This window comes from Pseudomonas sp. PLMAX, from assembly GCF_046042685.1.
In the GTDB taxonomy this organism is placed as follows: domain Bacteria; phylum Pseudomonadota; class Gammaproteobacteria; order Pseudomonadales; family Pseudomonadaceae; genus Aquipseudomonas; species Aquipseudomonas putida_AE.
In genome coordinates this window covers 3,379,427-3,405,988 of the sequence record NZ_CP064949.1, presented here as the reverse complement: position 1 = coordinate 3,405,988, position 26,562 = coordinate 3,379,427, and the positions used below count along the sequence as shown (strand labels likewise).

23 protein-coding genes and 2 pseudogenes are annotated in these 26,562 nt (G+C 61.3%); 14 read left to right on the top strand and 11 right to left on the bottom strand.

Going from position 1 to position 26,562, the window contains the following annotated elements:
* Window positions 1-131: 131 nt before the first annotated feature.
* On the top strand, window positions 132-365 hold the full coding sequence (locus tag DKB71_RS15795) for a hypothetical protein (protein WP_274077006.1): 234 nt from the start codon (window positions 132-134) through the stop codon (window positions 363-365).
* Between the two features lie 87 nt (window positions 366-452).
* Entirely contained in the window at window positions 453-1,346 is an 894-nt protein-coding gene (locus DKB71_RS15790; protein ID WP_408600981.1) for a LysR substrate-binding domain-containing protein, read from the top strand.
* Here the strand turns inward: DKB71_RS15790 and DKB71_RS15785 are convergent.
* The 3 genes from DKB71_RS15785 to dnaQ form a co-directional block, all read right to left on the bottom strand.
* Window positions 1,312-1,926, bottom strand: coding sequence for a GNAT family N-acetyltransferase (locus DKB71_RS15785; RefSeq protein WP_274077008.1), 615 nt, complete (start codon window positions 1,924-1,926; stop codon window positions 1,312-1,314). The genes DKB71_RS15790 and DKB71_RS15785 overlap by 35 nt on opposite strands.
* Window positions 1,927-1,940: 14 nt before the next feature.
* Window positions 1,941-4,196, bottom strand: a complete 2,256-nt coding sequence (locus tag DKB71_RS15780) for an Orn/Lys/Arg decarboxylase N-terminal domain-containing protein (RefSeq protein ID WP_323605852.1) — start codon at window positions 4,194-4,196, stop codon at window positions 1,941-1,943.
* Window positions 4,197-4,383: 187 nt separating this feature from the next.
* The gene (gene dnaQ, locus DKB71_RS15775; protein WP_408600980.1) at window positions 4,384-5,148 is read right to left on the bottom strand and encodes a DNA polymerase III subunit epsilon; all 765 of its coding nucleotides are present in this window, start codon (window positions 5,146-5,148) and stop codon (window positions 4,384-4,386) included.
* 68 nt (window positions 5,149-5,216) lie between these two features.
* On the opposite strand from dnaQ, the gene DKB71_RS15770 reads away from it, so the two are divergent.
* Window positions 5,217-5,357, top strand: coding sequence for a hypothetical protein (locus DKB71_RS15770; RefSeq protein ID WP_408600979.1), 141 nt, complete (start codon window positions 5,217-5,219; stop codon window positions 5,355-5,357).
* On the opposite strand, the gene rnhA is transcribed toward DKB71_RS15770, so the two are convergent.
* Together rnhA and DKB71_RS15760 are read right to left on the bottom strand one after the other, a co-directional pair.
* The gene (rnhA, locus tag DKB71_RS15765; RefSeq protein ID WP_008062270.1) at window positions 5,344-5,796 is read right to left on the bottom strand and encodes a ribonuclease HI; all 453 of its coding nucleotides are present in this window, start codon (window positions 5,794-5,796) and stop codon (window positions 5,344-5,346) included. The genes DKB71_RS15770 and rnhA overlap by 14 nt on opposite strands.
* Before the next feature lie 90 nt (window positions 5,797-5,886).
* The gene (locus DKB71_RS15760) at window positions 5,887-6,645 is read right to left on the bottom strand and encodes a class I SAM-dependent methyltransferase (protein ID WP_274077011.1); all 759 of its coding nucleotides are present in this window, start codon (window positions 6,643-6,645) and stop codon (window positions 5,887-5,889) included.
* A 65-nt stretch (window positions 6,646-6,710) separates the two neighbouring features.
* On the opposite strand from DKB71_RS15760, the gene gloB reads away from it, so the two are divergent.
* The 10 genes and pseudogenes from gloB to DKB71_RS15710 all read left to right on the top strand — a co-directional run.
* Complete coding sequence (gloB, locus tag DKB71_RS15755; RefSeq protein WP_323626564.1) at window positions 6,711-7,478, top strand: hydroxyacylglutathione hydrolase; 768 nt, start codon at window positions 6,711-6,713, stop codon at window positions 7,476-7,478.
* Between the two features lie 99 nt (window positions 7,479-7,577).
* The gene (locus tag DKB71_RS15750; RefSeq protein ID WP_274077013.1) at window positions 7,578-9,020 is read left to right on the top strand and encodes a LysM peptidoglycan-binding domain-containing protein; all 1,443 of its coding nucleotides are present in this window, start codon (window positions 7,578-7,580) and stop codon (window positions 9,018-9,020) included.
* A 299-nt stretch (window positions 9,021-9,319) separates the two neighbouring features.
* Complete coding sequence (locus DKB71_RS15745) at window positions 9,320-11,128, top strand: extracellular solute-binding protein (protein WP_408601107.1); 1,809 nt, start codon at window positions 9,320-9,322, stop codon at window positions 11,126-11,128.
* The gene (locus DKB71_RS15740; RefSeq protein ID WP_408600977.1) at window positions 11,125-12,966 is read left to right on the top strand and encodes an extracellular solute-binding protein; all 1,842 of its coding nucleotides are present in this window, start codon (window positions 11,125-11,127) and stop codon (window positions 12,964-12,966) included. The genes DKB71_RS15745 and DKB71_RS15740 overlap by 4 nt, the downstream gene beginning before the upstream one ends.
* Before the next feature lie 4 nt (window positions 12,967-12,970).
* Window positions 12,971-14,044: a microcin C ABC transporter permease YejB gene (locus DKB71_RS15735; RefSeq protein ID WP_323605954.1), complete on the top strand. Its 1,074-nt coding sequence runs from the start codon at window positions 12,971-12,973 to the stop codon at window positions 14,042-14,044.
* A gap of 1 nt (window position 14,045) precedes the next feature.
* Window positions 14,046-15,065: an ABC transporter permease gene (locus tag DKB71_RS15730; RefSeq protein WP_274077016.1), complete on the top strand. Its 1,020-nt coding sequence runs from the start codon at window positions 14,046-14,048 to the stop codon at window positions 15,063-15,065.
* 1 nt (window position 15,066) lies between these two features.
* Window positions 15,067-16,677, top strand: a complete 1,611-nt coding sequence (locus DKB71_RS15725; protein ID WP_323626562.1) for an ABC transporter ATP-binding protein — start codon at window positions 15,067-15,069, stop codon at window positions 16,675-16,677.
* Window positions 16,678-16,697: 20 nt separating this feature from the next.
* Window positions 16,698-17,492 (top strand): enoyl-ACP reductase FabI, encoded by a 795-nt coding sequence (fabI, locus tag DKB71_RS15720; RefSeq protein ID WP_025213267.1) that lies wholly within the window; start codon window positions 16,698-16,700, stop codon window positions 17,490-17,492.
* Between the two features lie 474 nt (window positions 17,493-17,966).
* Window positions 17,967-19,388: a group II intron reverse transcriptase/maturase gene (gene ltrA / locus DKB71_RS15715; protein ID WP_408598746.1), complete on the top strand. Its 1,422-nt coding sequence runs from the start codon at window positions 17,967-17,969 to the stop codon at window positions 19,386-19,388.
* Window positions 19,389-19,503: 115 nt separating this feature from the next.
* Window positions 19,504-19,671 (top strand): annotated as a pseudogene (locus DKB71_RS15710) (glyoxalase); the annotation flags it as partial.
* 126 nt (window positions 19,672-19,797) lie between these two features.
* On the opposite strand, the gene DKB71_RS15705 reads toward DKB71_RS15710, so the two are convergent.
* The 6 genes and pseudogenes from DKB71_RS15705 to DKB71_RS15680 all read right to left on the bottom strand — a co-directional run bounded on the left by DKB71_RS15705 (window position 19,798) and on the right by DKB71_RS15680 (window position 25,764).
* Window positions 19,798-20,370 (bottom strand): GGDEF domain-containing protein, encoded by a 573-nt coding sequence (locus tag DKB71_RS15705; RefSeq protein ID WP_408600976.1) that lies wholly within the window; start codon window positions 20,368-20,370, stop codon window positions 19,798-19,800.
* Window positions 20,371-20,444: 74 nt separating this feature from the next.
* Window positions 20,445-21,026, bottom strand: a complete 582-nt coding sequence (locus DKB71_RS15700) for a hypothetical protein (RefSeq protein ID WP_323626560.1) — start codon at window positions 21,024-21,026, stop codon at window positions 20,445-20,447.
* A gap of 13 nt (window positions 21,027-21,039) precedes the next feature.
* On the bottom strand, window positions 21,040-23,208 hold the full coding sequence (locus tag DKB71_RS15695; RefSeq protein WP_323605958.1) for a xanthine dehydrogenase family protein molybdopterin-binding subunit: 2,169 nt from the start codon (window positions 23,206-23,208) through the stop codon (window positions 21,040-21,042).
* A gap of 5 nt (window positions 23,209-23,213) precedes the next feature.
* Window positions 23,214-23,669: a (2Fe-2S)-binding protein gene (locus DKB71_RS15690; protein WP_323626558.1), complete on the bottom strand. Its 456-nt coding sequence runs from the start codon at window positions 23,667-23,669 to the stop codon at window positions 23,214-23,216.
* Between the two features lie 693 nt (window positions 23,670-24,362).
* Window positions 24,363-25,516 (bottom strand): annotated as a pseudogene (locus tag DKB71_RS15685) (NnrS family protein).
* A complete protein-coding gene (locus DKB71_RS15680; protein WP_323627159.1) occupies window positions 25,516-25,764 on the bottom strand; it encodes a transmembrane sensor/regulator PpyR in 249 nt (82 codons plus the stop codon). Before DKB71_RS15680 ends, DKB71_RS15685 begins: the two are co-directional and overlap by 1 nt.
* A gap of 265 nt (window positions 25,765-26,029) precedes the next feature.
* Here DKB71_RS15680 and DKB71_RS15675 point away from each other — a divergent pair, with 265 nt between their 5' ends.
* Complete coding sequence (locus DKB71_RS15675; protein WP_406592191.1) at window positions 26,030-26,533, top strand: VOC family protein; 504 nt, start codon at window positions 26,030-26,032, stop codon at window positions 26,531-26,533.
* Window positions 26,534-26,562: the final 29 nt, after the last annotated feature.

Here is a 26,562-nt window from a genome sequence, read left to right as displayed (position 1 = left end):
GACGGTTCGACCAATGAACATGGGTATATCTGCGTCCTGATTATATTTTTTTTACGTAGGAAAACTTACCGTGCTCAGTGGCGGTCTATCCACCGCACATTGAGTGATTTATCTCCAGAGGTTCTAAGCAGATGGCAGCAGTACTCGTCGGTCAGTTCCATGCAAGAGACGCGGAAGGCCGCATTTATTCCGTACATGAGTTCCAGGAATCCACCCCGCCGGCAGACGGCTACGCAGGCTCGACGCCTGTCACCACGTACAAGCTGGCCATTGGCGATCGCGTGAACAAGCTCGATGAAAACGAATTCATGCTGGTGCAATCGGGCGTGACCATCACCCGCGAACCGGTAAACGTCGTTTCATAACCCGGTGTTATGAGCAGAAGGCAGATGCGCAGACTTGGGTTAGGATTCAGTCAATGACTCCTCACCTGCTGAACGTGGACTTCACGCATGCGCTTACGCCATATCGAAGTGATCCAGGCGCTCCTGCAGACCGGTCACCTGGGCACCGCCGCCGAATGGCTGCAGTTGCCGGTGGCCGAAGTCGAACGCATCCTGCGCGACGCCGAGGATCAGTTGGGTTTCATGCTGTTCGCCAGCGTTCGCGGGCGTTTGCAGGCCACGCGTGAGGCGCGGGAGTTGCAGATCGAAATCACCCGCCTCTACGATGCCCTCGAACCGGTGCAACGCCTGGCCAACAGCCTGCGGCAATACCTGGCCCCGCCGCTGCGCATCATCTGCACCCCGCCCCTGGCCCAGCACTTGTTGCCGCAAAGCATCGCCGCCCTGCGCCGCCGCCTGCCCGACGCGCCCTGCACGCTCCTGAGCCAACCCACCCGCGATATCGTCCGAAGCCTGTTGCTGCGCGAAAGCGACCTCGGCCTGAGCCTGCACGATCCCGAGCATGCCGATATTCATTGTCAATCGATCGCCCAAGGCAAGCTGCAGCTGCTCGCCCCCCACGGCTGGCTGCAACCCAAGCAGAAGTACATCTCGCTGCAGGACCTGGCCGGTCAGGCAATGGTGGGCCTGGAAGGACATGACCCGCTCAGCCCGGCGCTTGAACACAAACTGCATGCGCTGCGGCCGGCGCCGGTCATACAAACCCGGGTGCAGACTCACCAGATGATGCGCAGCATGGTCGAGGCCGGTGAAGGCTTGGCCATTGTCGACCCCTTTACCGCCCTCGGCGCCAAAGGGGCCGGGCTCGATGTCTGCCCGCTGGCACCGGCCGTGCCGGTCAGCCTCTACGCCTTGACCCTGAAGAACGGCGAGCCCGGGCCGGCCATTCAGGCGTTGCTGGCGATCATCACGGAACAAGCCGCGGCGATGTTGGCGAGCTGATCGGGTGTTCCAGCGGGTTGTCGAAGAATCGGTACCAGAACAGCGCCACTTCGGCGGTATTGGGGTCAATGCCGCGATAACGCAGATGGTCGATACCGCCGATCACGTACCCGCAACGCTCGTAAAGCCGGCAGGCGCCCAGGTTATTGTTCTGGGTTTCGAGCATGATGCCCGGCAGTTTTTTCTTGCGACTCCAGAACTGCGCGACATCCAGCAACGCCTTGGCCACGCCGTGGCGCCTGGCCGGTGCGTGCACCGCCAGTTCGTCGATGTGGGCAAAGCCGTTCCAGTTGGTGCTGATCACCAGGTGGCCCACAGGCTCATCGTCCAGGTACGCCATGAAGATCGCACTGTCGGCGGCATCGCGAAAGCTGCTGAACTCCTCCGGATCGATGCCATAGCACTTGCGATACGGGATGATCGGCGTGACCCGCCACTGCTCCACCGGCTGGCCTATTTCGGGAGCACCGTAGGCGGCGACTTCAAAACTGAAATCACTGCCCCAGATATAAGCGGCAAAGCCCTCGTCGGCGACGCGCACCGACAGCCCTGGGTAATTCGGATTCATGACCGGTTGCATACTGGGAAAGGTCCTCATTCCTTGATGCAATCGACGGTGTAGTGCCGTCCATTGCCCTCGTCTTCGTGTTGCAATCCATGCACGTCTGCGACGAAACCCGGGAAGCTGCTGTCGAACGTGCGAGCAAACGCCAGGTAGTCGATGATCGAGCGGGTCGCTTCGGTAAATCGTTCGCCGGGCATGATCAACGGAATGCCCGGCGGGTACGGCACCAGCATGACGGCAGCGATACGCCCTTCCAGGGCATCGATCGACACCGCTTCAACTTCGCCACGCACCAGATGATCATAGGCGTCCGCCGGCTTCATGGCGATTTGCGGCAGTACCGTGTACATGCGCTTGAGATGTTTGGCCGTGGCATTGCTGCGGTAACAGGCGTGCAGCTGATCGCACAGGTCACGCAAGCCCATGCCCAGATAGCGCGCGCCGTGCTGCTGGGCCACACAGGGCAGGCAACTGGCCAGACTGACGTTGGCGTCGTAGCTGCGCTTGAACTCCAGCAATTCTGTGAGCAGCGTGCTCCACTTGCCCTTGGTGATGCCCATCGAGAACAGCACCAGGAACGAATACAGCCCGGTCTTTTCGACCACCAGCCCGCGCTCCCAGAGAAACTTGCTGACTACCGCCGCCGGGATTCCGCGTTCGCTAAGCGCACCGCCCGCGGTCAGGCCCGGCATCACCAGGCTGACCTTGATCGGATCGAGCAGGACATAATCGTCGCTCACCTCGCCAAAGCCGTGCCAGTCATCCCCCGGTTGCAGCAGCCAGTCCTCGGTCACCACCCGGTCGATGCCTTCCACCGACGGCGGCTGCCAGATGGAAAACCACCAATCGTCGGCGGCGATGTGCTGGCGCAAATTGGCCAGCGCCCGGCGAAAACTCAGGGCCTCGTCGAACATTTCCTGCAACAGCGAACGCCCGGCCCCGCCCTCCATCATCGCCGACGCCACATCCAGCGAAGCGATGATGCCGTACTGCGGCGACGTGGAGATGTGCATCATGAAAGCTTCGTTGAAACGATCGCGGTCCAGCTGCCGGGCGCCACCGTCCTGCACATGAATCATCGACGCCTGGCTGAAGGCTGCCAGCAGCTTGTGCGTGGAATGGGTGGTGAACACCAGCGGACTGTCTTCACTGCGGGAAGTACCCATGCCGTAGCGCCCGGCGAAGAATTCATGGAACGCCGCGTAGGCGTACCAGGCCTCGTCAAAGTGCAACACCTCGACACTGTTGCCCAACTGCTGCTTGATCAGCTCGGCGTTGTAGCAGAGGCCGTCGTAGGTCGAGTTGGTCACCACCGCCAGCTTGACCTTCGGCGCCCTGCCCCGGGTCAACGGACTGGCGTCGATCTTGGACTGGATCGATTCGCGGCTGAATTCGCTCAGCGGAATCGGGCCGATGATCCCCAGCTCATTGCGCTCCGGGCACAGGTACAGCGGGATGGCACCGGTCATGATGATCGAATGCAGCACCGACTTATGGCAATTGCGGTCCACCAGCACCAGATCGTCGCGCGCGACCATGGAGTGCCAGACGATCTTGTTCGCGGTCGAGGTGCCATTGATCACGAAGAAGGTGTGATCGGCGCCGAAGTTACGCGCCGCACGCGCCTCCGCCTCTGCCAGGGGCCCTGTGTGATCCAGTAGCGAGCCCAGTTCCGGCACCGATACCGATAAATCCGAACGCAGGGTGTTTTCCCCGAAGAACTGGTGGAACGCCTGCCCTACCGGGCTTTTGTGATACGCCACCCCGCCGCCATGACCGGGGGTGTGCCAGGAATAGTTGGAATCGGCGGTGTGTTGCACCAACGCCTTGAAGAACGGCGGCAGCAAGCCATCCAGGTACTTGCGCGCGGCCCGCGCCACCTGGCGGGCGAGGAAAGGCACGGTGTCTTCGAATAGGTAGAGAATGCCGCGTAACTGATTGAGCTCGGCCATGGCGTCGGCCGGCGCGTTTTCCAGGGTTACTTGCTCACCCAAGGCGAAAATGGGCAGATCCGGGGCACGCACCCGCGCCAGCCCGATCAACTCGGCCATATTTTGTAACAAGTGCGAATGAGCGCTGGCGTCTTCCGCTGCTATCAGCATGCAGGAGAGGCCGTGATGGGTCGAGGCAACCAGCCGGCCTTCGGTGTAATCCATCGCCGAGACGATACTGAAACCTTCCTGCTCCAGTTCCCGGGCGATCCCCCGCACGCGATCGCCAGCGACGGTGTCGGCCTTGATGTCGCGATGGACGATCAGGACCGGGAATTTCAGATCTTTATACATGGTGCTCAGTGTCCTGAGGCGGCAGGCCAGAGACTGCCAATCACCTCAGGGTAGAGGGTTGGAGCGGATGTGGCGAGTGCGATGCACTGAAATGGGTCGTCAGATCTTGTTTAAGATCAAAAGATCACAGCCTCATTTCACCTGTAGGAGCTGTCGAGTGAAACGAGGCTGCGATCTTTAAACAGACCTACACCGAAGCCTCGGTCTCAGCCTCAGCCAACTGCAACCAAAGCGCCGGCCCACCAGCAGATTTACTGATGATTTCCAGCCGCGCCATATGCTGGGCCAAATCTTCTTCGCTGGCGCGAATGATCCGCGTCGGCTGGCGGCTGGCCGGCAGGCGGCGGATTTCCGTGGCGGAGTTGTCCGCACCCTCGCCGGAGCCATTGCCATCCGAGGCATTGCCCGCCAGGGACAGGCTGGTCTGGCCGCCGGTCATGGTCAGGTAGACGTCAGCCAGGATCTCGGAGTCGAGCAAGGCGCCGTGCAGCTCACGGCCGGAGTTGTCGACGCCATAGCGCTTGCACAAGGCATCGAGGCTGTTGCGCTGCCCCGGGTGACGTTCCCGGGCCATCATCAGGGTATCGAGGATCGAGCAGTGCTGGGTGATGTCCGCACGATCGTGCTGGCCCATCAGGGCAAATTCGTTGTTGATGAAGCCAACGTCGAACGCCGCGTTATGGATGATCAGCTGCGCACCCTTGATGAACTCGAAGAACTCTTCGGCCACCTCGGCGAAACGCGGCTTGCCCACCAGGAACTCGTTGGTGATGCCGTGGACGCCGATGGCGCCTTCGTCACTTTCGCGATCCGGTTGCAGGTACACGTGAAAATGCCGGCCGGTCAGGCGCCGGCCGATCAACTCGACACAACCGATTTCGATAATCCGGTGGCCGTCGGTCACCGGCATGCCGGTGGTTTCGGTATCGAGTACAACGGATCTGGTGGCCATCGGGTGCTCAGCTCTCAATCGGTCAATCGTGCAAAAGCGCGGATACTACCACGCTCAAGGTTTGCGCCGTGAATACGGTCAATGTAGGGGAGCTGCCGCAGGCTGCGATCTTTGATCTGGCTCTTGATTTTCTGCGATCCAAAAAATCAAGATCAAAAGATCGCAGCCTGCGGCAGCTCCTACAGGGGATTGCAGTCAGGCTTGCTTGAACCCGCGCACTTCATCCACGCCACGGTTGGCCAGTTGGTCGGCCCGTTCGTTGCCGTGATGGCCAATGTGTCCGCGCACCCATTTCCAGGTGACGTTATGGCGATTGACCTGCTCGTCGAGCAGCTTCCACAGGTCGGCGTTCTTGACCGGCTCTTTCGCTGCGGTTTTCCAGCCGCGTTTTTTCCAGTTGGCCATCCACTCGTTGATGCCTTTCATCACGTACTGGGAGTCGGTCACCAGCAACACGTCGCAGGAACGCTTGAGCTCTTCCAGGCCGCGAATCGCGCCCATCAGTTCCATGCGGTTATTGGTGGTGTTGGCTTCGCCGCCCCACAGTTCCTTCTCGACCCCCTTGCACACCAGCAATGCGCCCCAGCCGCCAGGGCCAGGGTTGCCCTTGCAGGCGCCGTCGGTGAAGAGTTCTACGCTATCGCTCATGCCAATCTATCCAGAAAATGCAGTGGCCCGCCAATCGATGATCGACGACGCCCAGGACCGGGGTCACCCCCGGCCGGAAAAAAGGAAGTATCACGGTTCGATGTTGCGCCGGTTGACCTTGGCCATCGGCAACGGGATCAGCTTGCCCATCGGCTCGCGGCGCTCCTGGCGGACCGGCCGCAGGCCGACCACGATCTTGCGCGCCACCAATAAATAGAAGCCACCACCGCCCAGTTGCCAGTCACCGGCCTTGCGTTCCCAACCGGCCAGACGGGTCTGCCAGGTGGGCGAAGCCAGCGGCGGACGATAGCACCCGAAGCGGCGTTTCTCCAGCGCGAAGCCCAGCAGGTTGAGCCAGTCAGCCACCCGCGAGGGGGAAATGCAGCGGGCTTTGCGCAAGCCATCATGGGCAAACACATGGCGCAGCCCCCACGTACTCCAGGGGTTGATGCCGACGATCAGCAAATGCCCGCCGGGCCGCACGCTGCTCGCTGCCTCGCGCAGCAAACCATGGGGCGAGAGGCAGAAATCCAGCCCATGCTGCAGCACCACCACATCGGCGGCATGCTCGCTCAGCGGCCAGGCCTGTTCCTCGCAGACGATCTCGACCCCGGGCAACGGCGCACCCAGGCGCACGTTGCGCTGCACCTGCGGCGCCGAGGGCGGCGTCTGGGCCGATGGCCCGTAATGCACCAGGTAGCCACCGAAGAAGCGCCCCAGCTCGTCTTCGAGCATGCGCCGTTCTTCATCCAGCAGGAATTGGCCGAGGGGGCCGGACAGCCACTCACGGGCTGCGCTGATCAACGCCAGCCAGTCAGGATCAGCCTGAGCGAACGCTTTATCGGTCATTGCATTCTCCAACGCGCCAGGAAGTTCTAAGATGCGCCATTGTTTCCAGCTTGGCGAATCCGACGATGATACAGATCACTGCCCTGCCCGCCTTCACCGACAACTACATCTGGTTGTTACAAGACCCTCGCACCCACCGCTGTGCGGTGGTCGATCCGGGCGATGCCGCGCCAGTACAGGCCTGGCTCAAGGACAATCCGCAATGGGTCCTGAGCGATATTCTGATCACTCACCACCACCATGACCATGTCGGCGGAGTCGAAGCGCTGAAGAAAGCGACGGACGCAACGGTCTACGGTCCGGCCAGCGAAAACATCCCGGCGCGCAATGTTGCGCTCAAGGACAACGATCGCATCAGCGTACTGGGCCTTGATTTCGATATCATCGCCGTTCCGGGCCATACCCTGGGGCACATTGCCTATTATTACCCCGGCCTGCTGTTTTGTGGCGACACCCTCTTCGCCGCCGGGTGCGGGCGTCTGTTCGAAGGCACGCCCAAGCAGATGTACAGCTCGCTGTCGCGCCTCGCCGCCCTGCCCGGGGAAACGAAGGTCTACTGCACCCATGAGTACACCCTGAGCAATCTGCGCTTCGCTGCCGCTGTCGAACCCGGCAACGCCGACACCCTCGAACGCCTGGCCAGCGTGACCCGCCAGCGGGAAGCGGGGGTCATGACATTGCCGTCCACGGTGGCCCTGGAAAAACGTACAAATCCGTTTTTACGCACCGGTGAAACATCCGTTAAAGAAAAAGCGGATGAACGGACCGGCACCGATAACTCCGCGCCCGATATGGTTTTTGCTGCGCTAAGAGCCTGGAAAGATACATTCTGAGCTGTTTGCACGATAGTCCAAAAACTCTGAAAGGTTGACCGCAGAGGGTGCGCTTTCTAGAATCGCCCGACATTTTTGCCCGGAACTTACTTCCAGCCAATGTCGTCATCTATACGCAAAGCCATCAATTCGGACACCCTCACCCGCCTGGCGCAAGCCATAGCGGTGGCTGTGTCCGCGACATTGGCAGGCTGTTCCAGCCATGCGCCGCAGACCGATGCGGCGCACACGCCGAACATTGCCGCGCGCGCCAAGCAGAAGCCCGTCTTCCTCACCGAAAAGCCGACCCCGCAAATCCCGCAGGATGTCTGGGAGCGCATGCGCCAGGGCTTCCAGCTGCAGGACGGCCTGGGCGTCAACCCGCGCATCGAGCAACAGCGCCTGTGGTTCGCCAGCAATCCATCGTTCCTCGAAAACGCCGGCGACCGCGGCAGCCTGTACATCCATTACATCGTCGAACGCCTTGAAGAGCGCAACATGCCCCTGGAGCTGGCGCTGCTGCCAGTGATCGAAAGCGCCTACAACCCGATGGCCTATTCCCGGGCCAATGCGGTCGGCCTGTGGCAGTTCATTCCCTCCACCGGGCGTTACTTCAACCTGCGCCAGACCCGTTTTTACGATGGCCGACGCGACATCACCGCCTCGACCACGGCGGCCATGGACTACCTGACCCGCCTGCACGACATGTTCAATGGCGACTGGCTGCTGGCCCTGGCCGCCTACAACGCCGGCGAAGGCACGGTCAGCCGTGCCATCGAACGCAACGAGCGACTCGGCCTGCCAACCGACTACTGGAACCTGCCGCTGCCCGCCGAAACCCAGGCCTACGTGCCGAAGTTGCTGGCACTGTCGCAGGTGGTCATGGCGCCGGATGCCTACGGCGTGAACCTCAACCCGATCGCCAACGAACCGTATTTCCAGGTCGTCGAAATCAACCAGCGCATGGACCTGTCCAAGGTCGCCGCGGTGGCCAACATCGACGAAGACGAGCTGTTCCAGCTCAACCCGGCCTTCAAGCAGCGCACCACCATCGACGGCCCGCAGCACTTGCTGGTACCGACTTCCAAGGCACAGCTGCTGACCACCAGCCTGCAGACCATGCGCCCTGACGAGTTGATCAGCAAGAAGCAGCTCAAACCGGTTTTCGAAGGCTCGGACAATACGCAACTGGCGAGCGCCAAGCGCAGCTACCGGGTCAAGCGCGGCGACAACCTGGGCTCCATTGCCAAGGCCAACAATGTCAACGTCAAGGACCTGCAACGCTGGAACAAGCTGAGCGGCAAGAATCTCAAGCCGGGCCAGACGCTGGTCATGCAAGACACCGGCAAGCGTAACTCCGGACGCATCAACACCGTGGTCGCGGCCAAGTCAAAATCCAGGACCGAGAAGCCGCAGTCCCAGTACAAGGTTCAGCAAGGCGACTCGCTGTACATGGTGGCCAAGCGCTTCAACGTTGAAATGCAGCACCTCAAGCGCTGGAATCCTCGTGTTGGCCAGGCGTTGAAGCCTGGGCAGATGCTGACGGTTTCCAACCCGCACTAAAAATGAGCCCCTGAATTCAGGGGCTTTTTTTGTCCGCATGTTTCAGCAAACCTCTGTAGGAGCTGGCTTGCCAGCGAAAAACCAACGATCAACGCGGTTAACCTGTAAATAGGCGTAATCGTTAACGACCATCGCCGGCAAGCCGGCTCCTACAGTAGATCGGGGTACAGTCGCGAGAGACTGGGGCGGCTGTGAGGCCGCCGTCTTTTTCCTGTCCATACAAGCTGTTACTGTACGATCCACAATGCCCAAGCCGCCCGGATCGGATTCCTTATTTGAAGCGTCCCCTCCTCCCGCTCCTGATCAGCCTGGCCTTGAGCTCCACCGCAAGCGCGACGATCAGCGAAAGCCATGGTTATGCGCAGTTCGGCACGCTCAAGTACCCGGCCAGATTTACCCACTTCGACTGGGTCAACCCGCAAGCGCCCAAGGGCGGTACGTTGCGGGTCATGGCATTTGGCACCTTCGATACGCTCAACCCCTACACCTTCAAGGGCACCAGCCCGGTGACCACGCCGAATTTCCTGCAATACGGCATCAACGAGTTGAACGAGCCGCTGATGGTCGGCACCGGCCAATACGCGCCGTCCGGGGACGAGCCGACCTCCAGTTACGGCCTGATCGCCCAGTCGGTGGAATACAGCGAGGATCGCAGCTGGGTGGTCTTCAACCTGCGCCCCGAGGCACGCTTCCACGACGGCACGCCGATCACCGCCTATGACGTGGCATTCTCCTACCGCCTGCTGCTCAAGGAAGGTCATCCGCAATACCGCACCAACCTGCAGGAGGTGTTGCGGGTCGACATCCTCAATCCGCAGCGCATTCGTTTCGTTTTCAAGCGTGCCGGCAATCCCTTGCTGATCCTGCGCCTGGGGGAGTTGCCGGTGTTGCCGCAGCATTACTGGAAAGGTCGCGACTTCAAGGCGACCACCTTCGAACCGCCGCTGGGCAGCGGGCCGTATCGCATCACCGCGGTCAACCCTGGGCGCCAGATCGTGTTCGAGCGGGTTAAGGACTACTGGGGCAAGGACCTGCCGGTCAACCGCGGCAAGTACAATGTCGATCGCATGGAAGTCGAGTTCTACCGTGACAGCGACGTCGCGTTCGAAGCGTTCAAGGCTGGCGAGTTCGATATCTACATCGAACACCAGGCGAAAAACTGGGCCACCGGCTACGGTTTTCCGGCGATCCGTCGAGGCGAGGTGATCAAGGCGCAGATCCCGCACCAGATCCCGACCCAGACCCAGGGCCTGTTCATCAACAGCCGCCGCCCGACCTTCGCCGAGCCCCGGGTTCGCGAAGCACTCGGCCTGATGTTCGACTTCGAGTGGACCAACCGCACCCTGTTCAGTGGCGCCTACAAACGCGCCATGAGCTACTACCCCAACAGCGAGTTCTCCGCCAGCGGGCTGCCGGTCGGCCATGAATGGCTGTTGCTCAAACCGTATCGCGAGCAACTGCCGGCCAGGCTGTTCACCGAGCCTTTCAGCCTGCCGCAGACCCAGGGCCGGGGCATCCCCCGGGAAACCATGCGCAAGGCCCTGAGCCTGCTGGCCGAGGCCGGCTGGAAGCTCAATGGCCAGCGCTTGCAGAACGCGGCCGGGCAACCCTTGCGCCTGGAGATCCTGCTGGTCAACCCGAACCTGGAACGCATCCTCCAGCCCTACGTCGAGAACCTCACCAGCATCGGCATCGACGCCAGGTTGCGCACGGTCGATCGCGCCCAGTACAAACAGCGCCTCGACCAGTTCGATTTCGACATGATCCTGATGACCCTCAACCAGACCCTCAGCCCGGGCCTCGAGCAATGGCAGTATTTTCACTCCAGCCAGGTCGGGGTCAAGGGCAGCAAGAACTACGCGGGCATCGCCAATCCGGTGGTCGATCATCTGCTCGATCAACTGCTCGCGGCCAAGAACCGTGACGAACAGGTCGCCGCCGGCAAAGCCCTCGACCGGGTATTGCTGTGGCAGCACTACATCATTCCCAACTGGTACCTCAATTATCACCGCCTGGCCTACCGCAACCGGTTGGCCTTCGTCACGACGCCGCCCTACACCCTGGGCCTGAGCGCGTGGTGGCTGAAATCTTCGGAGAAAGATCGATGAAATTCGCAAGCGCCCTGCTCGTGCAGGCCAGCGCCCTGTTGTTCGCAGGGTGGGCCTTCGCCGCCCCGCAACATGCCCTGACCCTGTACAACGAGCCGCCGAAATACCCGGCCGACTTCAAACACTTCGATTACGTCGACCCGGACGCACCCAAGGGCGGGAAATTCCGCCAGGCCGGGTTCGGCGGTTTCGACAGCCTCAACCCGTTCATCAGCAAGGGCGTGTCAGCCAACGACATCGACCTGATCTACGACACCCTGGCCAGGCAGAGCCTGGATGAACCCTTCACTGAATATGGCCTGATCGCCGGCAAGATCGAAAAAGCCCCGGACAACGACTGGGTGCGTTTCTACCTGCGGCCCGAAGCACGTTTCCATGACGGCCATCCGGTGCGCGCCGAAGACGTGGTGTTCAGCTTCCAGACCCTGGTCAAGGACGGCGCGCCGATGTACCGCGGCTACTACAGCGACGTCGCCGACGTGGTCGCCGAAGATCCGCTGACCGTGCTGTTCAAGTTCAAGCACAGCAACAACCGCGAACTGCCGCTGATCCTCGGCCAGTTGCCGGTGCTGCCCAAGCATTGGTGGGCCAGCCGCGACTTCAACAAGGGCAACCTGGAAGTGCCGCTGGGCAGCGGCCCGTACAAGGTCACCGAAGTGAAGGCCGGGCGCTCGGTGCGCTATGAGCGGGTCAAGGACTACTGGGGCAAGGACCTGCCGATCAACCGCGGCTTCTACAACTTCGACGTGATGACCACCGACTACTACCGCGACAACACCGTGGCCCTGGAAGCCCTGAAGGCCGGGCAGTTCGATTACTGGCTGGAGATGACCGCGAAGAACTGGGCCAATGCCTACAACATCCCGGCGGTGACCGAAGGCCGGCTGATCAAGGAACAGATCCCCAACGGCAATCCCACCGGCATGCAGGGTTTCGTCTTCAACCTGCGCCGCCCTGTGTTCCAGGACGTGCGGGTGCGCCAGGCCCTGACCCTGCTGCTGGACTTCGAATGGACCAACAAGCAGTTGTTCAACAGTGCCTACGCACGCACCCGCAGCTATTTCGAGAACTCGGAAATGGCCGCCACCGGGCTGCCGGACGCCGATCAGCTGGCGATTTTGGACCCCTTTCGCGGCAAGATTCCCGAGCAGGTGTTCAGCGAGGCGTTCGCCAACCCGGTGACCGACGCCAGCGGCATGATCCGCACCCAGCAACGCAAGGCCTACCAGTTGCTGCAGGAGGCCGGCTGGCGCATCGTCGACGACAAGATGGTCGATGCCAACGGCAAACCGGTGAGCATCGAATTCCTCCTGGCCCAGACCGAATTCGAACGGGTGCTGCTACCGTTCAAGCGTAACCTGAGCGACCTGGGCATCGAGCTGGTGATCCGCCGGGTCGACGTTTCGCAGTACGTCAACCGCGTGCGCTCGCGGGACTTCGACATGATCGTCGGCAGCTTCCCGCAGTCCAACTCACCGGGCAACGAACAGCGCGAGTTCTGGATGACCGCGGCCGCCGACAAGCCCGGCAGCCGCAACTCCATGGGCCTCAAGGACCCGGTGGTGGACCAGCTGGTCGAGCAATTGATCAACGCCGACTCGCGCCGCAGCCTGGTGGCCCACGCCCGCGCACTGGACCGCGTGCTGCAATGGGGCTATTACGTGATACCCAACTGGCACATCAAGACCTGGCGCGTGGCCTACTGGAACCACATCGGCCACCCCAAGGTCTCGCCTAAATATGACATCGGCATCAACACCTGGTGGATCAAGCCCGATGCGAAACCGGCCATAGAGATCGAAACCAAATTGCAAGCCGACCCTGCGGGCACGGAGTAATCAGATGCTGGCGTATATTTTTCGGCGACTGCTGCTGATCATCCCGACCCTGTTCGGCATTTTGCTGATCAACTTCGTGATCATCCAGGCCGCCCCCGGTGGGCCGGTGGAACAGATGATCGCCAAGCTCGAAGGCTTCGAAGGCGCCACCAGCCGCATTGCCGGCGGTGGTGCCGAAGTGTCGGTCGCAGGTTCGACCTATCGTGGCGCGCAAGGCCTGGACCCGGCGCTGATCAAGGAAATCGAGCACATGTACGGCTTCGACAAATCGGCGCCGGAACGCTTGTGGATCATGGTCAAGAACTACGCGTCGCTGGATTTCGGCGACAGCTTCTTCCGCGATGCCAAGGTCATCGACCTGATCAAGGAAAAGATGCCGGTGTCGATTTCACTCGGGCTGTGGAGCACCCTGATCATGTACCTGGTGTCGATCCCGCTGGGGATCGCCAAGGCCACGCGGCACGGCAGTCACTTCGACGTCTGGACCAGCTCGGCGATCATCGTCGGCTACGCGATCCCGGCGTTCCTGTTCGCCATCCTGCTGATCGTGGTGTTTGCCGGTGGCAGTTATCTGGACTGGTTCCCGTTGCGCGGGCTGACCTCAAACAACTTTGACGAACTGAGCATGGGCGGCAAGATCCTCGATTACTTCTGGCACCTGGCACTGCCCGTGACCGCCCTGGTGATCGGCAACTTCGCGACCATGACCCTGCTGACCAAGAACAGCTTCCTCGATGAAATCAACAAGCAGTACGTGGTCACCGCCAAGGCCAAGGGCCTGACCAATCACCGCGTGCTCTATGGCCATGTGTTTCGCAACGCCATGCTGCTGGTGATCGCCGGTTTCCCCTCGGCGTTCATCGGCATCTTCTTCACAGGCTCCTTGCTGGTGGAAGTGATCTTCTCCCTCGACGGCCTCGGCCTGATGAGTTTCGAAGCGGCGATCAACCGCGATTACCCGGTGGTCTTCGGCACGCTGTTCATCTTCACCCTGCTGGGGCTGGTGGTGAAGCTGATCGGCGACCTCACCTACACCTTTGTCGATCCGCGCATCGACTTCGAAAGCCGGGAGCATTGAGATGAACCTGTCCCCTCTCAATCGCCGGCGCTTCGAGCTGTTCAAGGCCAACAAACGCGGCTGGTGGTCACTGTGGCTGTTCCTGATCCTGTTCGGCGCCAGCCTCGGCGCCGAGTTGATCGCCAACGACAAACCGCTGGTGGTGCACTACGACAACGGCTGGTACTTCCCGGCGCTCAAGCGCTACCCGGAAACCACCTTCGGCGGCGAGTTCCCGCTGGAGGCCAACTACAAGAGCCCGTACATCCGTGAACTGCTCAAGGCCAAGGACGCCTGGGTGCTGTGGGCGCCGATTCCCTACAGCTACCAGAGCATCAACTACGACCTGAAAGTCCCGGCCCCCGCGCCCCCCTCGACCGACAACCTGCTGGGCACCGATGACCAGGGCCGCGATGTGCTGGCCCGGGTGATCTACGGCTTCCGGATTTCCGTGTTGTTCGCCCTGACGCTGACCCTGCTCAGCTCGCTGATTGGCGTGATTGCCGGGGCGCTGCAGGGTTTCTACGGCGGCTGGGTGGACCTGGCCGGGCAGCGCTTCCTCGAGATCTGGTCGGGCTTGCCGGTGCTGTATCTGCTGATCATTCTCGCCAGCTTCGTCCAGCCGAACTTCTGGTGGCTGCTGGGGATCATGCTGCTGTTTTCCTGGATGAGCCTGGTGGACGTGGTGCGTGCCGAGTTCCTGCGCGGGCGCAACCTCGAATACGTGCGTGCGGCGCGGGCGCTGGGCATGCAGAATGGTGCGATCATGTTCCGCCACATCCTGCCCAACGCCATGGTCTCGACCATGACCTTCATGCCGTTCATCTTGACTGGCGCCATTGGTACCCTGACCGCCCTGGATTTCCTCGGCTTCGGCTTGCCGGCCGGCAGCCCTTCATTGGGTGAACTGGTCGCCCAGGGCAAGTCCAACCTGCAGGCGCCCTGGCTGGGCATGAGCGCCTTTGCCGTGCTGGCGTTGATGTTGAGTTTGCTGGTGTTCATCGGCGAGTCCGCTCGCGATGCCTTCGACCCGAGGAAGTGAAATGAATCAGGACAATCTGATCGAAGTGCGCGACCTGGCCGTCGAGTTTGTCGTTGGCGAGCGCTGCCAGCGGGTGGTCGAAGGGGTCAGCTTCGACATCAAGCGTGGCGAAACCCTGGCGCTGGTGGGTGAAAGCGGCTCCGGCAAATCGGTGACGGCGCATTCGATCCTGCGCCTGCTGCCCTACCCGCTCGCCAGGCACCCGTCAGGGACCATCGAATATGCCGGGCAGAACCTGCTGGAGCTGAAAGAGAAAACCATCCGCCATATCCGCGGCAACCGGATCGCGATGATCTTCCAGGAGCCGATGACCTCGCTCAATCCGCTGCACTCGATCGAGAAGCAGATCAACGAGGTGCTCGGCATTCACAAGGGCCTTGTCGGCAAGGTCGCGACCAAGCGCACCCTGGAGCTGCTGGAAATGGTCGGCATTCCCGAGCCGGAAAAGCGTCTCAAGGCCCTGCCCCACGAATTGTCCGGCGGCCAGCGCCAGCGGGTGATGATCGCCATGGCCTTGGCCAACGAGCCGGAACTGTTGATTGCCGACGAGCCAACCACTGCGCTGGACGTGACCGTCCAGCTGAAAATCCTCGAATTGCTCAAGGAATTGCAGGCCCGCCTGGGCATGGCTCTGCTGCTGATCAGCCACGATTTGAACCTGGTCAAAAGAATTGCGCATCGCGTATGTGTCATGCAACGCGGTTGCATCGTCGAACAGGCATCGTGCGAAGAATTGTTCCGCGCGCCGCAGCACCCGTACACTCGGGAACTGCTGGCAGCGGAGCCCAGCGGCAAGCCTGCAACCAATGTCGTCGGCCCGCCGTTGCTTGCGGTCGAGGACCTGAAAGTCTGGTTCCCGATCAAGAAAGGCCTGCTGAAAAAGACCGTGGACTACGTCAAGGCGGTCGACGGCATCAATTTCAGCCTGCCCCAGGGCCAGACCCTGGGGATTGTGGGAGAAAGCGGTTCCGGCAAGTCGACGCTGGGCCTGGCGATATTGCGCTTGATTGGCAGTACCGGCGGCATCCGTTTTGAAGGCAAGCAGCTAGACTGCCTGACGCAGCAACAGGTCAGGCCGCTGCGGCGGGAGATGCAGGTGGTGTTCCAGGACCCCTTCGGCAGCTTGAGCCCACGGATGTGCGTGAGCCAGATCGTCGGCGAAGGCCTGCGGATTCACAAGATGGGCACCGCTGAGGAACAGGAAGCGGCGATTATTGCAGCATTGAAGGAGGTAGGCCTGGACCCGGAAACCCGGAACCGCTACCCCCACGAATTTTCCGGCGGGCAACGGCAGAGAATCGCCATTGCCCGGGCACTGGTGCTAAAACCGGCGTTGATACTGCTGGACGAGCCGACTTCGGCCCTCGACCGCACCGTGCAACGCCAAGTGGTCGAACTTTTAAGATCACTGCAAAGCAAGTACAACCTGACGTATCTGTTTATCAGCCATGACCTGGCTGTCGTCAAGGCGCTGAGCCACCAGCTGATGGTGGTCAAGCATGGCCAAGTGGTCGAACAGGGAGACGCGCAAAGCATTTTTGCCGCCCCCCGTCATCCGTATACACAGCAGTTGCTGGAAGCCGCCTTTTTGGCACCAGCCACTGCGCAATAACCTGAAAAGAGGAGCAACACATGGGTTTTCTCGCCGGTAAGCGCGTACTGATCGTCGGTGTCGCCAGCAAGCTGTCCATCGCATCCGGCATCGCTGCCGCCATGCATCGCGAGGGCGCTGAGCTTGCCTTCACTTATCAGAACGACAAACTCAAGGGTCGTGTCGAAGAATTCGCACAGGGCTGGGGTTCGAGCCCTGAGCTGTGCTTCCCGTGCGACGTGGCCAGCGATGAAGAAATCGCCAAGGTCTTCGAAGCACTGAGCAAGAAGTGGGACGGCCTGGACTGCATCGTGCACTCCGTGGGCTTCGCCCCGGGCGACCAACTGGACGGCGACTTCACCGAAGCCACCACCCGTGAAGGTTTCCGCATCGCTCACGACATCAGCGCCTACAGCTTCGTGGCCCTGGCCAAGGCCGGCCGCGAAATGATGAAAGGCCGCAACGGCAGCCTGCTGACCCTGTCGTACCTGGGCGCCGAGCGTACCATGCCGAACTACAACGTGATGGGCATGGCCAAGGCTTCCCTGGAAGCTGGCGTACGTTACCTGGCCGGCTCCCTGGGCCCGGACGGCACCCGCGTGAACTGCGTATCGGCCGGCCCGATCCGCACCCTCGCCGCTTCCGGCATCAAGAACTTCCGCAAGATGCTGGCCGCCAACGAAGCGCAAACCCCGCTGCGTCGCAACGTCACCATCGAAGAAGTCGGCAACGCCGGCGCCTTCCTGTGCTCGGACCTGGCGTCCGGCATCAGCGGCGAAATCATGTACGTGGACGGTGGCTTCAACACCACGGCCATGGGCAACCTCGAAGAGTGATCTTCGGTTAGCCAAAAAAACCCGCCTTTTCAGGCGGGTTTTTTTATGGTGCGCCAGGCATGGCGCGTTGCGCGCAAGCGCAACCAGCTTGGCTGTGGTGGCCTCGCTGGTGACTTGGAGGTGAAAGTCCTCTACACACCCGGCAAGGGGAAGTGTTAGCCAGAGGCAAGGGTGTCGCGGGCGACTGCGAATCTGAAGGAAGCCCGAGGCAAAATGCTGGCCTGACGAACAGGAAGCGGATGAGGCGGTGCAGCGGGGTAAGGTAGCCATAATTGCCAAAGCCCAATACTTGCACGGAACGCTGCGACGTATATCCGACAGGCATAAGCAGGAAGGTCGCGCGAATTACCCTGGGAGATCTGTAGGTTTGCCACTGTGCTACCGAGCGTCGAGAGGCGACGGGATGAACCTGCAGAAGTCAGCCGAGGCCGTAGTAAGTGGCAAATAACCATGCCACCAAGGGCCGAACAGGTTATGCCGCCAGTAGGCGTCAGAGTCTCGTCGAATGCTGAAACGCAGAATATTCTCCAAGAGGAAACTGTTACCCCAGGTCCCGGACGGTATCCGAGGATGACGGCTGACAGGGCGCAAGCATCGACGGCGTCTGTGACGTGGACGAACGCGGAGCCGGACACGCTGATGGCGCGGGTGCTTGCACCGGCCAACCTCAGACGTGCGTATCAACGCGTAGTCAGCAACAAGGGCGCGCCGGGTGCCGATGGCATGACGGTCGACGAATTGGCGGGCTACGTGAAACAGTATTGGCCGATCCTCAAGACTCGGTTGCTGGCCGGCGAGTATCACCCGCAAGGTGTGCGCGCCGTCGACATCCCCAAACCCAAAGGCGGAACAAGACAGCTGGGAATCCCCTGCGTCGTGGATCGTCTGATCCAACAGGCCCTGCTGCAACAGCTCACGCCGATCTTCGATCCGTTGTTCTCGGACTACAGCTACGGTTTTCGTCCGGGCAGAAGCGCTCATCAAGCCATCGAAACAGCCCGTGCCCACGTGGCAGCGGGTCACCGCTGGTGCGTGGAACTGGATCTGGAGAAGTTCTTTGATCGGGTCAACCACGATGTATTGATGGCCTACATCGAGCGTCAAATCGAAGACAAACGTGTGCTCACGCTGATCCGTCGCTACCTCGAAGCGGGGACGATGTCAGGTGGTCTTGCCAGCCGACGGCAGGAAGGGACGCCGCAAGGCGGCCCGCTCTCGCCGTTGCTGTCGAACATCCTGCTCAACGAACTCGATCGCGAATTGGAACGACGGGGTCACCGCTTCGTGCGCTATGCCGACGATGCGAACATTTATGTGCGCAGTCGCCGTGCTGGCGAGCGAGTGATGGCCGGCGTGGAGCGGTTCCTGAACCAGCGCCTTAAATTGACGCTGAATCGGGACAAGAGCCGGGTAGCCGGATCCTGGAGGTGCGATTACCTGGGTTACGGGATGAGCTGGCATCAGCAGCCGAGACTGAGAGTAGCTGTGATGAGCCTGGGCCGCTTGCGCGACCGGCTTAGAGACCTGCTGCGCGGAGCGCAGGGCTGCAAGATGGCGAGCGTCATCGAGCGGATTAACCCTGTACTGCGCGGCTGGGCGGGTTACTTCAAGCTCAGTCAAAGCAAGCGACCCCTTGAGGAGTTGGACGGTTGGGTGCGTCACAAACTGCGCTGCATCCTCTGGCGCCAATGGAAGCAGCCCTCAACCAGGGCGCGTAACCTGATGCGTCTGGGGATCGACGAAGGACGCGCTCGTAGATCGGCGTCCAATGGGCAGGGCCCTTGGTGGAACTCGGGAGCGTCGCATATGAATCAGGCGCTGCCGAAGAAGCTGTGGGATCGCCTCGGTTTGGTTTCGATACTGGATACGATAAACCGGCTTAGCCGTGTAACCTGAACCGCCGTATACGGAACCGTACGTACGGTGGTGTGAGAGGACGGCGGATGTGAATCCGCCTCCTACTCGATGGAATCATGTACACCTGTAGGTACTGGGAATGTCGGAGTAGTAGGCGCTGGCCGAACGGTTGCAATCGCAGGGGACTCGTTTCGTGATTGAGCCGGGGATACGACTCAAGGGGCTGGTGGGCGAACAGGCGACGATGTTTCTGTTCGATCCCTGCAGCAATGCCCTGGAGTTCAAGGCGTTCAATGATATTGGGCAGCTTTTTGCCAATTAGTGTTGTCTGCACGACCGCCTTCGCGAGCAAGCCCGCTCCCACATTTGACCGAGCTCAACCAGTTGAAATGCGATTAATTGTGGGAGCGGGCTTGCTCGCGAAGAGGCCCGCAAAGACACCATAACTCTAGCGAGCCAGCGCCTCTTCAGCCTCTTCCAACAGCTCCTCGACCGAACCATGCAGTGCCGGGTCAAACTCAATCTGCCCAATACTGAAACGAATGTCATACCCGCGATGCGTCATGGCATTACGCTCATCGAGCATTTCTTCAAGCCGCGCCCTGATTGCGCTGACGTCTACCGAGGAGGATCCCAGGAGCAAGGCGACGAAGGAGGAACCCTCCAGCCGCCCGACCACATCGCTCTCCCGAAAGCCGATACGCAGCACGTCGGCAAAGGTCTTCAGCGCGTTGTCGCCCTCGGTGCGGCCGAACAGATAGTTGATGCGTTTGAACTCATCAAGGTTGAAGAACAACAGCGTCGCCGGCCGCTCCAGTTGCTGGCAGGCCTCCAGGCCCAACTGAGCCAGGGCAATGAAACCGTGCCGGTTGGGCAGCAGTGTCAGCTCATCCATGCTCGCCATCTGCACGCCGATCAACTCCTGTTCGGCTTTGCGGGCCAGATCGCGCAGCAGCTCGCGCTCCTGTTGTGGCGTCCCTGCACGTACACCGGGTTTGTGCGGTTTGCCTGAGATCAGCATCACATACTCCATGGGTGGGTATGTTGTTTAGAGTCCTCGATTCCGGGTTTGACTCCCTGTCTGCGGGCCGTTGGTCAGCTTCCCGTTACCGGGCACGGCCCACCGGCGTCCGCCCAGCGCTTGAATTGAGTGACAAAAATGTCGTGGGGAACCGGCACCGGTGCGCGATTACCACCCGGATTCCAGCCCCACAGCACCAGCTTGTCCTCGCTGACATGCTTGATCAGCGCGGCGAAATCGCGGTCGCCATTGCTCGCACGGTCCTTGATCATGCTGCACAACATGTCCGGGGGCAGGCCGATCCAGGCCATCTTGTGGGCCGCCGGTGGCAGGCTCCAATGCGGCGCACCCGGTGGTGCATGGGCGCCGTAACTGGCCGGCGGATTGTCTTGCGCATGGCAACTGGCGCAAGGCAGACCCGCCGCGCCTTTGCCGTCCATGCCACGCACGACGTTCATCGCGTGGGGTAGGCCGGCGTCGAACTGCAACGGCGAATCGCCGGGGATGTGGCAATTCTGGCAACGCGGGCTCTGGAAGACTTGCTGCACGGTATCGAACGCCTTCAAGGCTTCCCGGTCTTCGGCGAACAACTCTGTCGCATAGATAAACAGGCAAACCAGAAGCACCGAACCGAGCAACCAATGATGTCGCTTCATATCACTTTTCATTTCACACCCCCGACAACTGCAGCGGCAGTTCACGCAGGCGTTGCCCGGTCAGGGCGTACACCGCGTTGGCCACCGCCGGCGCCGTGGGTGGTACACCCGTCTCGCCGATGCCACCGGGTTTCTCGCTGCTGGGCAGGATATGCACTTCGACCACCGGCATCTCGTTGAGCCGCAGCACCTGGTAATCGTGGTAGTTGGACTGCACCACCCTGCCGTCCTTGATCGTCAGTTTGCTGTGTAAGGTGAAGCCCAGGCCGAAGGCGATGCACGACTCCATTTGCGCCGCGATGCTTTGCGGATTGACCGCGATCCCGCAATCCACCGCGCACACCACCCGGTGCACACGGATCGCCAGGTTGTCCTGCGACACTTCGGCGACCTGCGCCACGTAACTGCCAAATGACTCATGCACCGCCACGCCCAGGGCATGGCCATCGGGCAGCGGCGCCTTCCAGTTGGCCTTCTCCACCGCCAGGTTCAATACGCCCAGATGCCGCGGATGCGCCTTGAGCAACGTGCGTCGATATTCCACCGGGTCCTTGCCGGCCGCTGCGGCCAGCTCGTCAATCAGCGATTCCATGACGAAGGCGGTATGGGTATGTCCCACCGAACGCAGCCACAACACGCTGATGCCGGTCTTGGGCGAATGCAGCTCCACCTGATGATTGGCCAACCCTTGCAGATAGGGACTGTCCGCCACGCCCTCCACGGACGTCTTGTCGATACCGTTCTTGACCATGGCGGCTTCGAGCGAGGTGCCGGCCATGATCGATTGCCCGACCAGCACATGCTGCCACGCCACCGGCAGGCCATCGGCACCGAGGCCGACCCGCGCCTGGTGCAGGAACGCCGAGCGGTAATAGCCGCCACGGATGTCATCCTCTCGCGCCCACACGGTTTTCACCGGCCCGCCCACGGCCTTGGCGACCTGCACCGCTTCGGCGACAAAGTCCGAAGTCGGGTTGGCTCGCCGGCCGAAACCGCCGCCGAGGAACTCGGTGTGGATTTGCACCTGCTCGGGTTTGAGCCCGGTGATCTTGCCGGCGATCATCTGGTCCAGGGTCTGGAACTGCGTACCGGTCCAGATCTCGCATTTGTCCTGGGTGATGCTCACCGTGCAGTTGAGCGGCTCCATCGGCGCATGGGCCAGGTAGGGCACGCTGTACTCGGCATCGATTGTCTTGGTCGCCTTGGCCAGTGCGGCCTGGGCATCGCCCGCCTGACTGGCGGGCAGCCCGGGGGTGGCGGCGAGCTTGCGAAACTCCTCGAGCAATTGCTCACTGTCGAGCCCGCTGTTCGGCCCCAGGTCCCACTCGACGTGCAGCGCATCGCGCCCCAGTTTCGCCGCCCAATAGTGATCGGCGATCACCGCCACGCCGGTCGGCACCTGCACCACTTTGTGCACACCGGGTATCGCCAGCGCCTCGGCGCCTTCAAAGGATTTGACGCTGCCACCGAACACTGGCGAACGAGCGACCATCGCGGTCATAAGGCCGTCGAACTGCACGTCCATGCCGAACTTGGCGCGGCCGGTGATTTTCTCCGGGGTATCCAGGCGCTTGGTAGGTTTGCCAATGATCTTCCAGTCCTTGGCCTCCTTGAGCTTGATCGACGCCGGGTCCGGCACCGGCAACTTGCCGGCGTCATCGGCCAGTTCGCCATAGGTGGCCTGCTGGTCGCCGGCAAACACCACGCCCGACTCGGTGCGTATCGCCGAGGGTGCGACGTTGAAACGCTTGGCCGCGGCCTCGACCAGCAGCAACCGCGCCGCCGCACCGGCCTGGCGATAACGGTCGAACTCCATCCAGGTCGAGGTCGAGCCGCCGGTGATCTGCATGCCGCCGAACCCGGCAAGTCCATAGTCGGCGGCTGAAGCCGGTGAGTGTTCGACGCGGATTTTCGACCAATCGGCGTCCAGTTCTTCGGCAATCAACATGGTCAGCCCGGTCCATATGCCCTGGCCCATTTCCGAATGACCGAGCAACACGGTGACGCTATTGTCATTGCCGATGCGCAGGAAGGCATTGGGGGCGAACACATTGCCCTGGTTTTCCGCGCCCAGGGCAAAGCGATGGGCGCCGGGGATGACAAAAGCTACCACCAGCCCGCCGCCCAGCACGGCACTGCCCTTGAGAAAGCCACGACGCGACAGCGGATCGATGCTGTTCATGGCCATCAAGCCAGTTGCGCCGCGCGCTTGACCGCGGCGCGGATTCTTGGATAGGTGCCGCAACGACAGATGTTGCCCGACAGCGCCTGGTCGATATCGCTGTCGGTCGGTTGCGGGATCTTTGCCAGCAAGGCCGCGGCCGACATGATCTGCCCGGACTGGCAGTAACCGCACTGCACCACATCGAGTTCGGCCCAGGCCTGTTGCACCGGGTGCGAACCGTCGGTGGACAGGCCTTCGATGGTGAGTATTTTCTGTCCATGGGCCACGGCCGTGGCGGGTGTGATGCAAGAGCGCAAAGGCGTGCCGTCGATGTGCACGGTGCAGGCGCCGCACTGGGCCATGCCGCAGCCGAACTTGGTGCCGGTCAGGTGCGCGACGTCGCGCAGGACCCAGAGCAGCGGCATGTCCGCGGGGACGTCCAGCTCCTGATCCTTGCCATTGATATTCAGGGTCAGCATTGCGCAGGTCCTCAGACTCACGGTGTTCTGAAGGTGGCGCCGCTTTGGCGATCAACGACCTACGCGCGCCTTTGGGTTATCCCTTCAGCTAAGCGCAAATTGCCGGGCAGGCCGGGGTGTATCGACCACCGGTCACAAAACCCGCCCGAATTGCCGATAAAGCCGTCCATCTCTCGCGGCCACCCCGGATCCACTGTAGGAGCTGGCTTGCCAGCGATGGCGTCCTCACAACCGCCCCGTATCTCACGGCCGTACCCGATCTACTGTGGGAGCCAGCCTGCTGGCGATGGCGGCCTGACAGCCGACCTATTATTTGTTGACCGAGTACATATCCATTCCTGCGGTAACGGCCACTTATGGTTTCGCCCTTACGGCGAGTCACTTGGAAAAGCCCCAAGTAACCAAGGGCTCTTGCCCCTGACGTTCGGTGCCTCGCTAAGGCTCGGCATGCCCTCGCTCCGGTCCTGCTCCGTGGGCCCGCCGCGATGGGCCATCCTTGGCCCAGCGCGGCTAAACCGGCATCCATGCCGGTTTACCCACTGCGCAGAACCTCCACTCGGCCTCTCGACGGGGCAAGAAGATCAAGATCAAAAGCAGAGCAAAAGCCAGAGCAAAAGCCAGAGCAAGGCGAGCTAACGCTCGACCTCGTTGTTGGGTAGTACGTGTTCCTCTGCAGGAGCCCGCCGCGGGCTCCTACACCCTGTGCCTTAGCAAAATTGAGGTGTAGCCCACCAGAAACAACCCAAACGCAACACACCAAAACAACGCCGAAACCCCCAACCCCAACCCGGATAACGGCACAAGCAACACCCGCACCACCCCTGCGATCAACACCAGGACAAACCCCGCAACGATGGCTTTCGAAGGCCGCAGCGCCCGCCCGGTGTGCCCCAGGCTGACCCGGGCGATCATCGCCAGAATCAACCCGCCAATGCCACCCACCGCCAGCGCATGGGTGGCCAGGCTCTGTTGCGGCATCAGGCCGGCGTGCCACAGCGCCATGGCAAACACCGCCACCACCAGCCAGGCATACGACAGATACAGCGACCACAGCAGGGGCACGCGCCAGATACCGCGGTCATGCCAGCGCCACAGGCGCAGCAGATGCAGACCGCCGATCAAAACAAACAACGCCGCCAGCCAGAGTCTGGGCAGGTCATTCAAACCGAGGGCAAATGTCAGCGCGGCCAGCAACCCGCTCACCAGCAGTACCCTGGTGGGTAATGGATTGGCCGCAGGCGGTGCTGGACGATTCAAGCCGCGCTGAATGAAGAACGGAATCACCCGCCCGCCAATCACGCTCATCAGCGCGCCGACCAGCCACAAGGCCGCCAGTACGCCCCGCCGCTGCAAACCCGTATCATCGGCCCAGAGCCCCACAACGTCATGGCCTGGCAGCCGGCCAGCAAAGTGATCATCAGCAATATCGGATAGTTGTCGCGCTTGCCCGCGGCCACCAGGTCGCGCCCCAACACCCAGGCCAGCAACGGCAAAAAGGGCATTTGCACAAGCAGCAACCCTGCGGGAGCAATCGGCAGCAACCAAGCCGTTCGTGCAGCCAGCCAGACCAGCAGCAGCCCGATCAACGACCAGCCCTTGAGTCCCGGGCGACCGGTCCAGTTCGGTACCGCCGTCAGCAGGAATCCGGCGATGATGGCCACGGCGAACCCGAACGGCATCTCGTGCCGATGCCAGGCGAGCATACCGCCCAGCGGTTGTGCGCCGGGCAAGCGGCCGTACAACCACAGGGCCCAGATTGCCACTGCCAGTGCGGCGAACGCGGCACCTGCCAGAAAGAACGGGCGAAATCCAAGACTGAAGACGGGAGTAGCGGCCAGTTTGCGCATCAGGCCAGCGCCACGCGCTGAGGTTTGCTCAACCAGTGCTGGGCCAGCAGGCGCATGACGTAGCCGATTTTCAGCAGGGTCGGTCCGATGATGGTCATGGCGTGCAACGCCACCAGCGCCACGATCGACAGGTGACCGGCATACAGGTAAGCGCCGTAGATGCCTGCCAGCAACATGGCCAGGCCGACGCCGAGCACTCGGCTGGAAAGGTGCAGGACGTTCTGAGCATTGCTGAAGAAATGGAACATTTTCCGTACTCCTGAAGCAGTTCAGTTGTACGTTTCATCCATCAAGTCTCGTGCCAGATATTTAGCCCTTACAAATCAGGTATCTGAGCTCGTACGTGTCATAACGACTCGCGCTAAAAATAGTCGATATGACACAAGGCTTGGTCATTAAGACTCCACTTTGTAGAAAATCCTTACACTCCCGGCGATCTACGGCTCGGCCAGACCGCCGCAGGCTAGCTACGCTGATAGTCCAGCATGCAAAAACCTGCCAAGGAGACCCGCCATGCTACACGTGCAAAAACTCACACCCTGCCTGTGGTTCGATGGTCAGGCCGAAGAGGCCGCGAAGTTCTACTGTGCGATCTTCGATCACTCGAAAATCACCGCCATCACTCACTACGGCGAGGCCGGAAAGGAATTCCATGGCCGGGAAGTCGGCTCGGTCATGACGGTCAGTTTCGAACTCGACGGGCAGACGTTCACCGGCCTCAACGGTGGCCCGAACTTCATCTTCAACGAAGCGATCTCGTTCCAGGTCAACTGCCAGACCCAGGAGGAAGTCGACCACTTCTGGGGACGCCTGTCCGCCGGCGGGCCTGTCGAGGCACAGCAATGCGGCTGGCTCAAGGACAAATTCGGCGTGTCCTGGCAGATCGTCCCGGTGGCGATGATGGAGATGATCAAGGACCCCGACACGGTAAAATCCCAACGCGCCATGCTGGCGATGATGCACATGAAAAAACTCGATATCGCCGAGCTGCAACGAGCCTTCAACGGCGAGAACTAATACACTGTGGCGCTGATCTGCCAAGGATT

Bases quoted from the DNA above. Each gene is read 5' to 3' on its own strand.
- gloB (WP_323626564.1), top strand. From the start codon at position 6,711: ATGATACAGATCACTGCCCTGCCCGCCTTCACCGACAACTACATCTGG.
- DKB71_RS15735 (WP_323605954.1), top strand. From the start codon at position 12,971: ATGCTGGCGTATATTTTTCGGCGACTGCTGCTGATCATCCCGACCCTG.
- DKB71_RS15725 (WP_323626562.1), top strand. From the start codon at position 15,067: ATGAATCAGGACAATCTGATCGAAGTGCGCGACCTGGCCGTCGAGTTT.
- DKB71_RS15740 (WP_408600977.1), top strand. From the start codon at position 11,125: ATGAAATTCGCAAGCGCCCTGCTCGTGCAGGCCAGCGCCCTGTTGTTC.
- rnhA (WP_008062270.1), bottom strand. From the start codon at position 5,796: ATGAGCGATAGCGTAGAACTCTTCACCGACGGCGCCTGCAAGGGCAAC.
- DKB71_RS15780 (WP_323605852.1), bottom strand. From the start codon at position 4,196: ATGTATAAAGATCTGAAATTCCCGGTCCTGATCGTCCATCGCGACATC.
- DKB71_RS15730 (WP_274077016.1), top strand. From the start codon at position 14,046: ATGAACCTGTCCCCTCTCAATCGCCGGCGCTTCGAGCTGTTCAAGGCC.
- DKB71_RS15695 (WP_323605958.1), bottom strand. From the start codon at position 23,208: ATGAACAGCATCGATCCGCTGTCGCGTCGTGGCTTTCTCAAGGGCAGT.
- DKB71_RS15760 (WP_274077011.1), bottom strand. From the start codon at position 6,645: ATGACCGATAAAGCGTTCGCTCAGGCTGATCCTGACTGGCTGGCGTTG.
- DKB71_RS15790 (WP_408600981.1), top strand. From the start codon at position 453: ATGCGCTTACGCCATATCGAAGTGATCCAGGCGCTCCTGCAGACCGGT.
- DKB71_RS15795 (WP_274077006.1), top strand. From the start codon at position 132: ATGGCAGCAGTACTCGTCGGTCAGTTCCATGCAAGAGACGCGGAAGGC.
- DKB71_RS15785 (WP_274077008.1), bottom strand. From the start codon at position 1,926: ATGCAACCGGTCATGAATCCGAATTACCCAGGGCTGTCGGTGCGCGTC.
- DKB71_RS15700 (WP_323626560.1), bottom strand. From the start codon at position 21,026: ATGAAGCGACATCATTGGTTGCTCGGTTCGGTGCTTCTGGTTTGCCTG.
- DKB71_RS15705 (WP_408600976.1), bottom strand. From the start codon at position 20,370: ATGCTGATCTCAGGCAAACCGCACAAACCCGGTGTACGTGCAGGGACG.
- fabI (WP_025213267.1), top strand. From the start codon at position 16,698: ATGGGTTTTCTCGCCGGTAAGCGCGTACTGATCGTCGGTGTCGCCAGC.
- DKB71_RS15690 (WP_323626558.1), bottom strand. From the start codon at position 23,669: ATGCTGACCCTGAATATCAATGGCAAGGATCAGGAGCTGGACGTCCCC.
- DKB71_RS15750 (WP_274077013.1), top strand. From the start codon at position 7,578: ATGTCGTCATCTATACGCAAAGCCATCAATTCGGACACCCTCACCCGC.
- ltrA (WP_408598746.1), top strand. From the start codon at position 17,967: ATGCCGCCAGTAGGCGTCAGAGTCTCGTCGAATGCTGAAACGCAGAAT.
- DKB71_RS15680 (WP_323627159.1), bottom strand. From the start codon at position 25,764: ATGTTCCATTTCTTCAGCAATGCTCAGAACGTCCTGCACCTTTCCAGC.
- DKB71_RS15675 (WP_406592191.1), top strand. From the start codon at position 26,030: ATGCTACACGTGCAAAAACTCACACCCTGCCTGTGGTTCGATGGTCAG.
- dnaQ (WP_408600980.1), bottom strand. From the start codon at position 5,148: ATGGCCACCAGATCCGTTGTACTCGATACCGAAACCACCGGCATGCCG.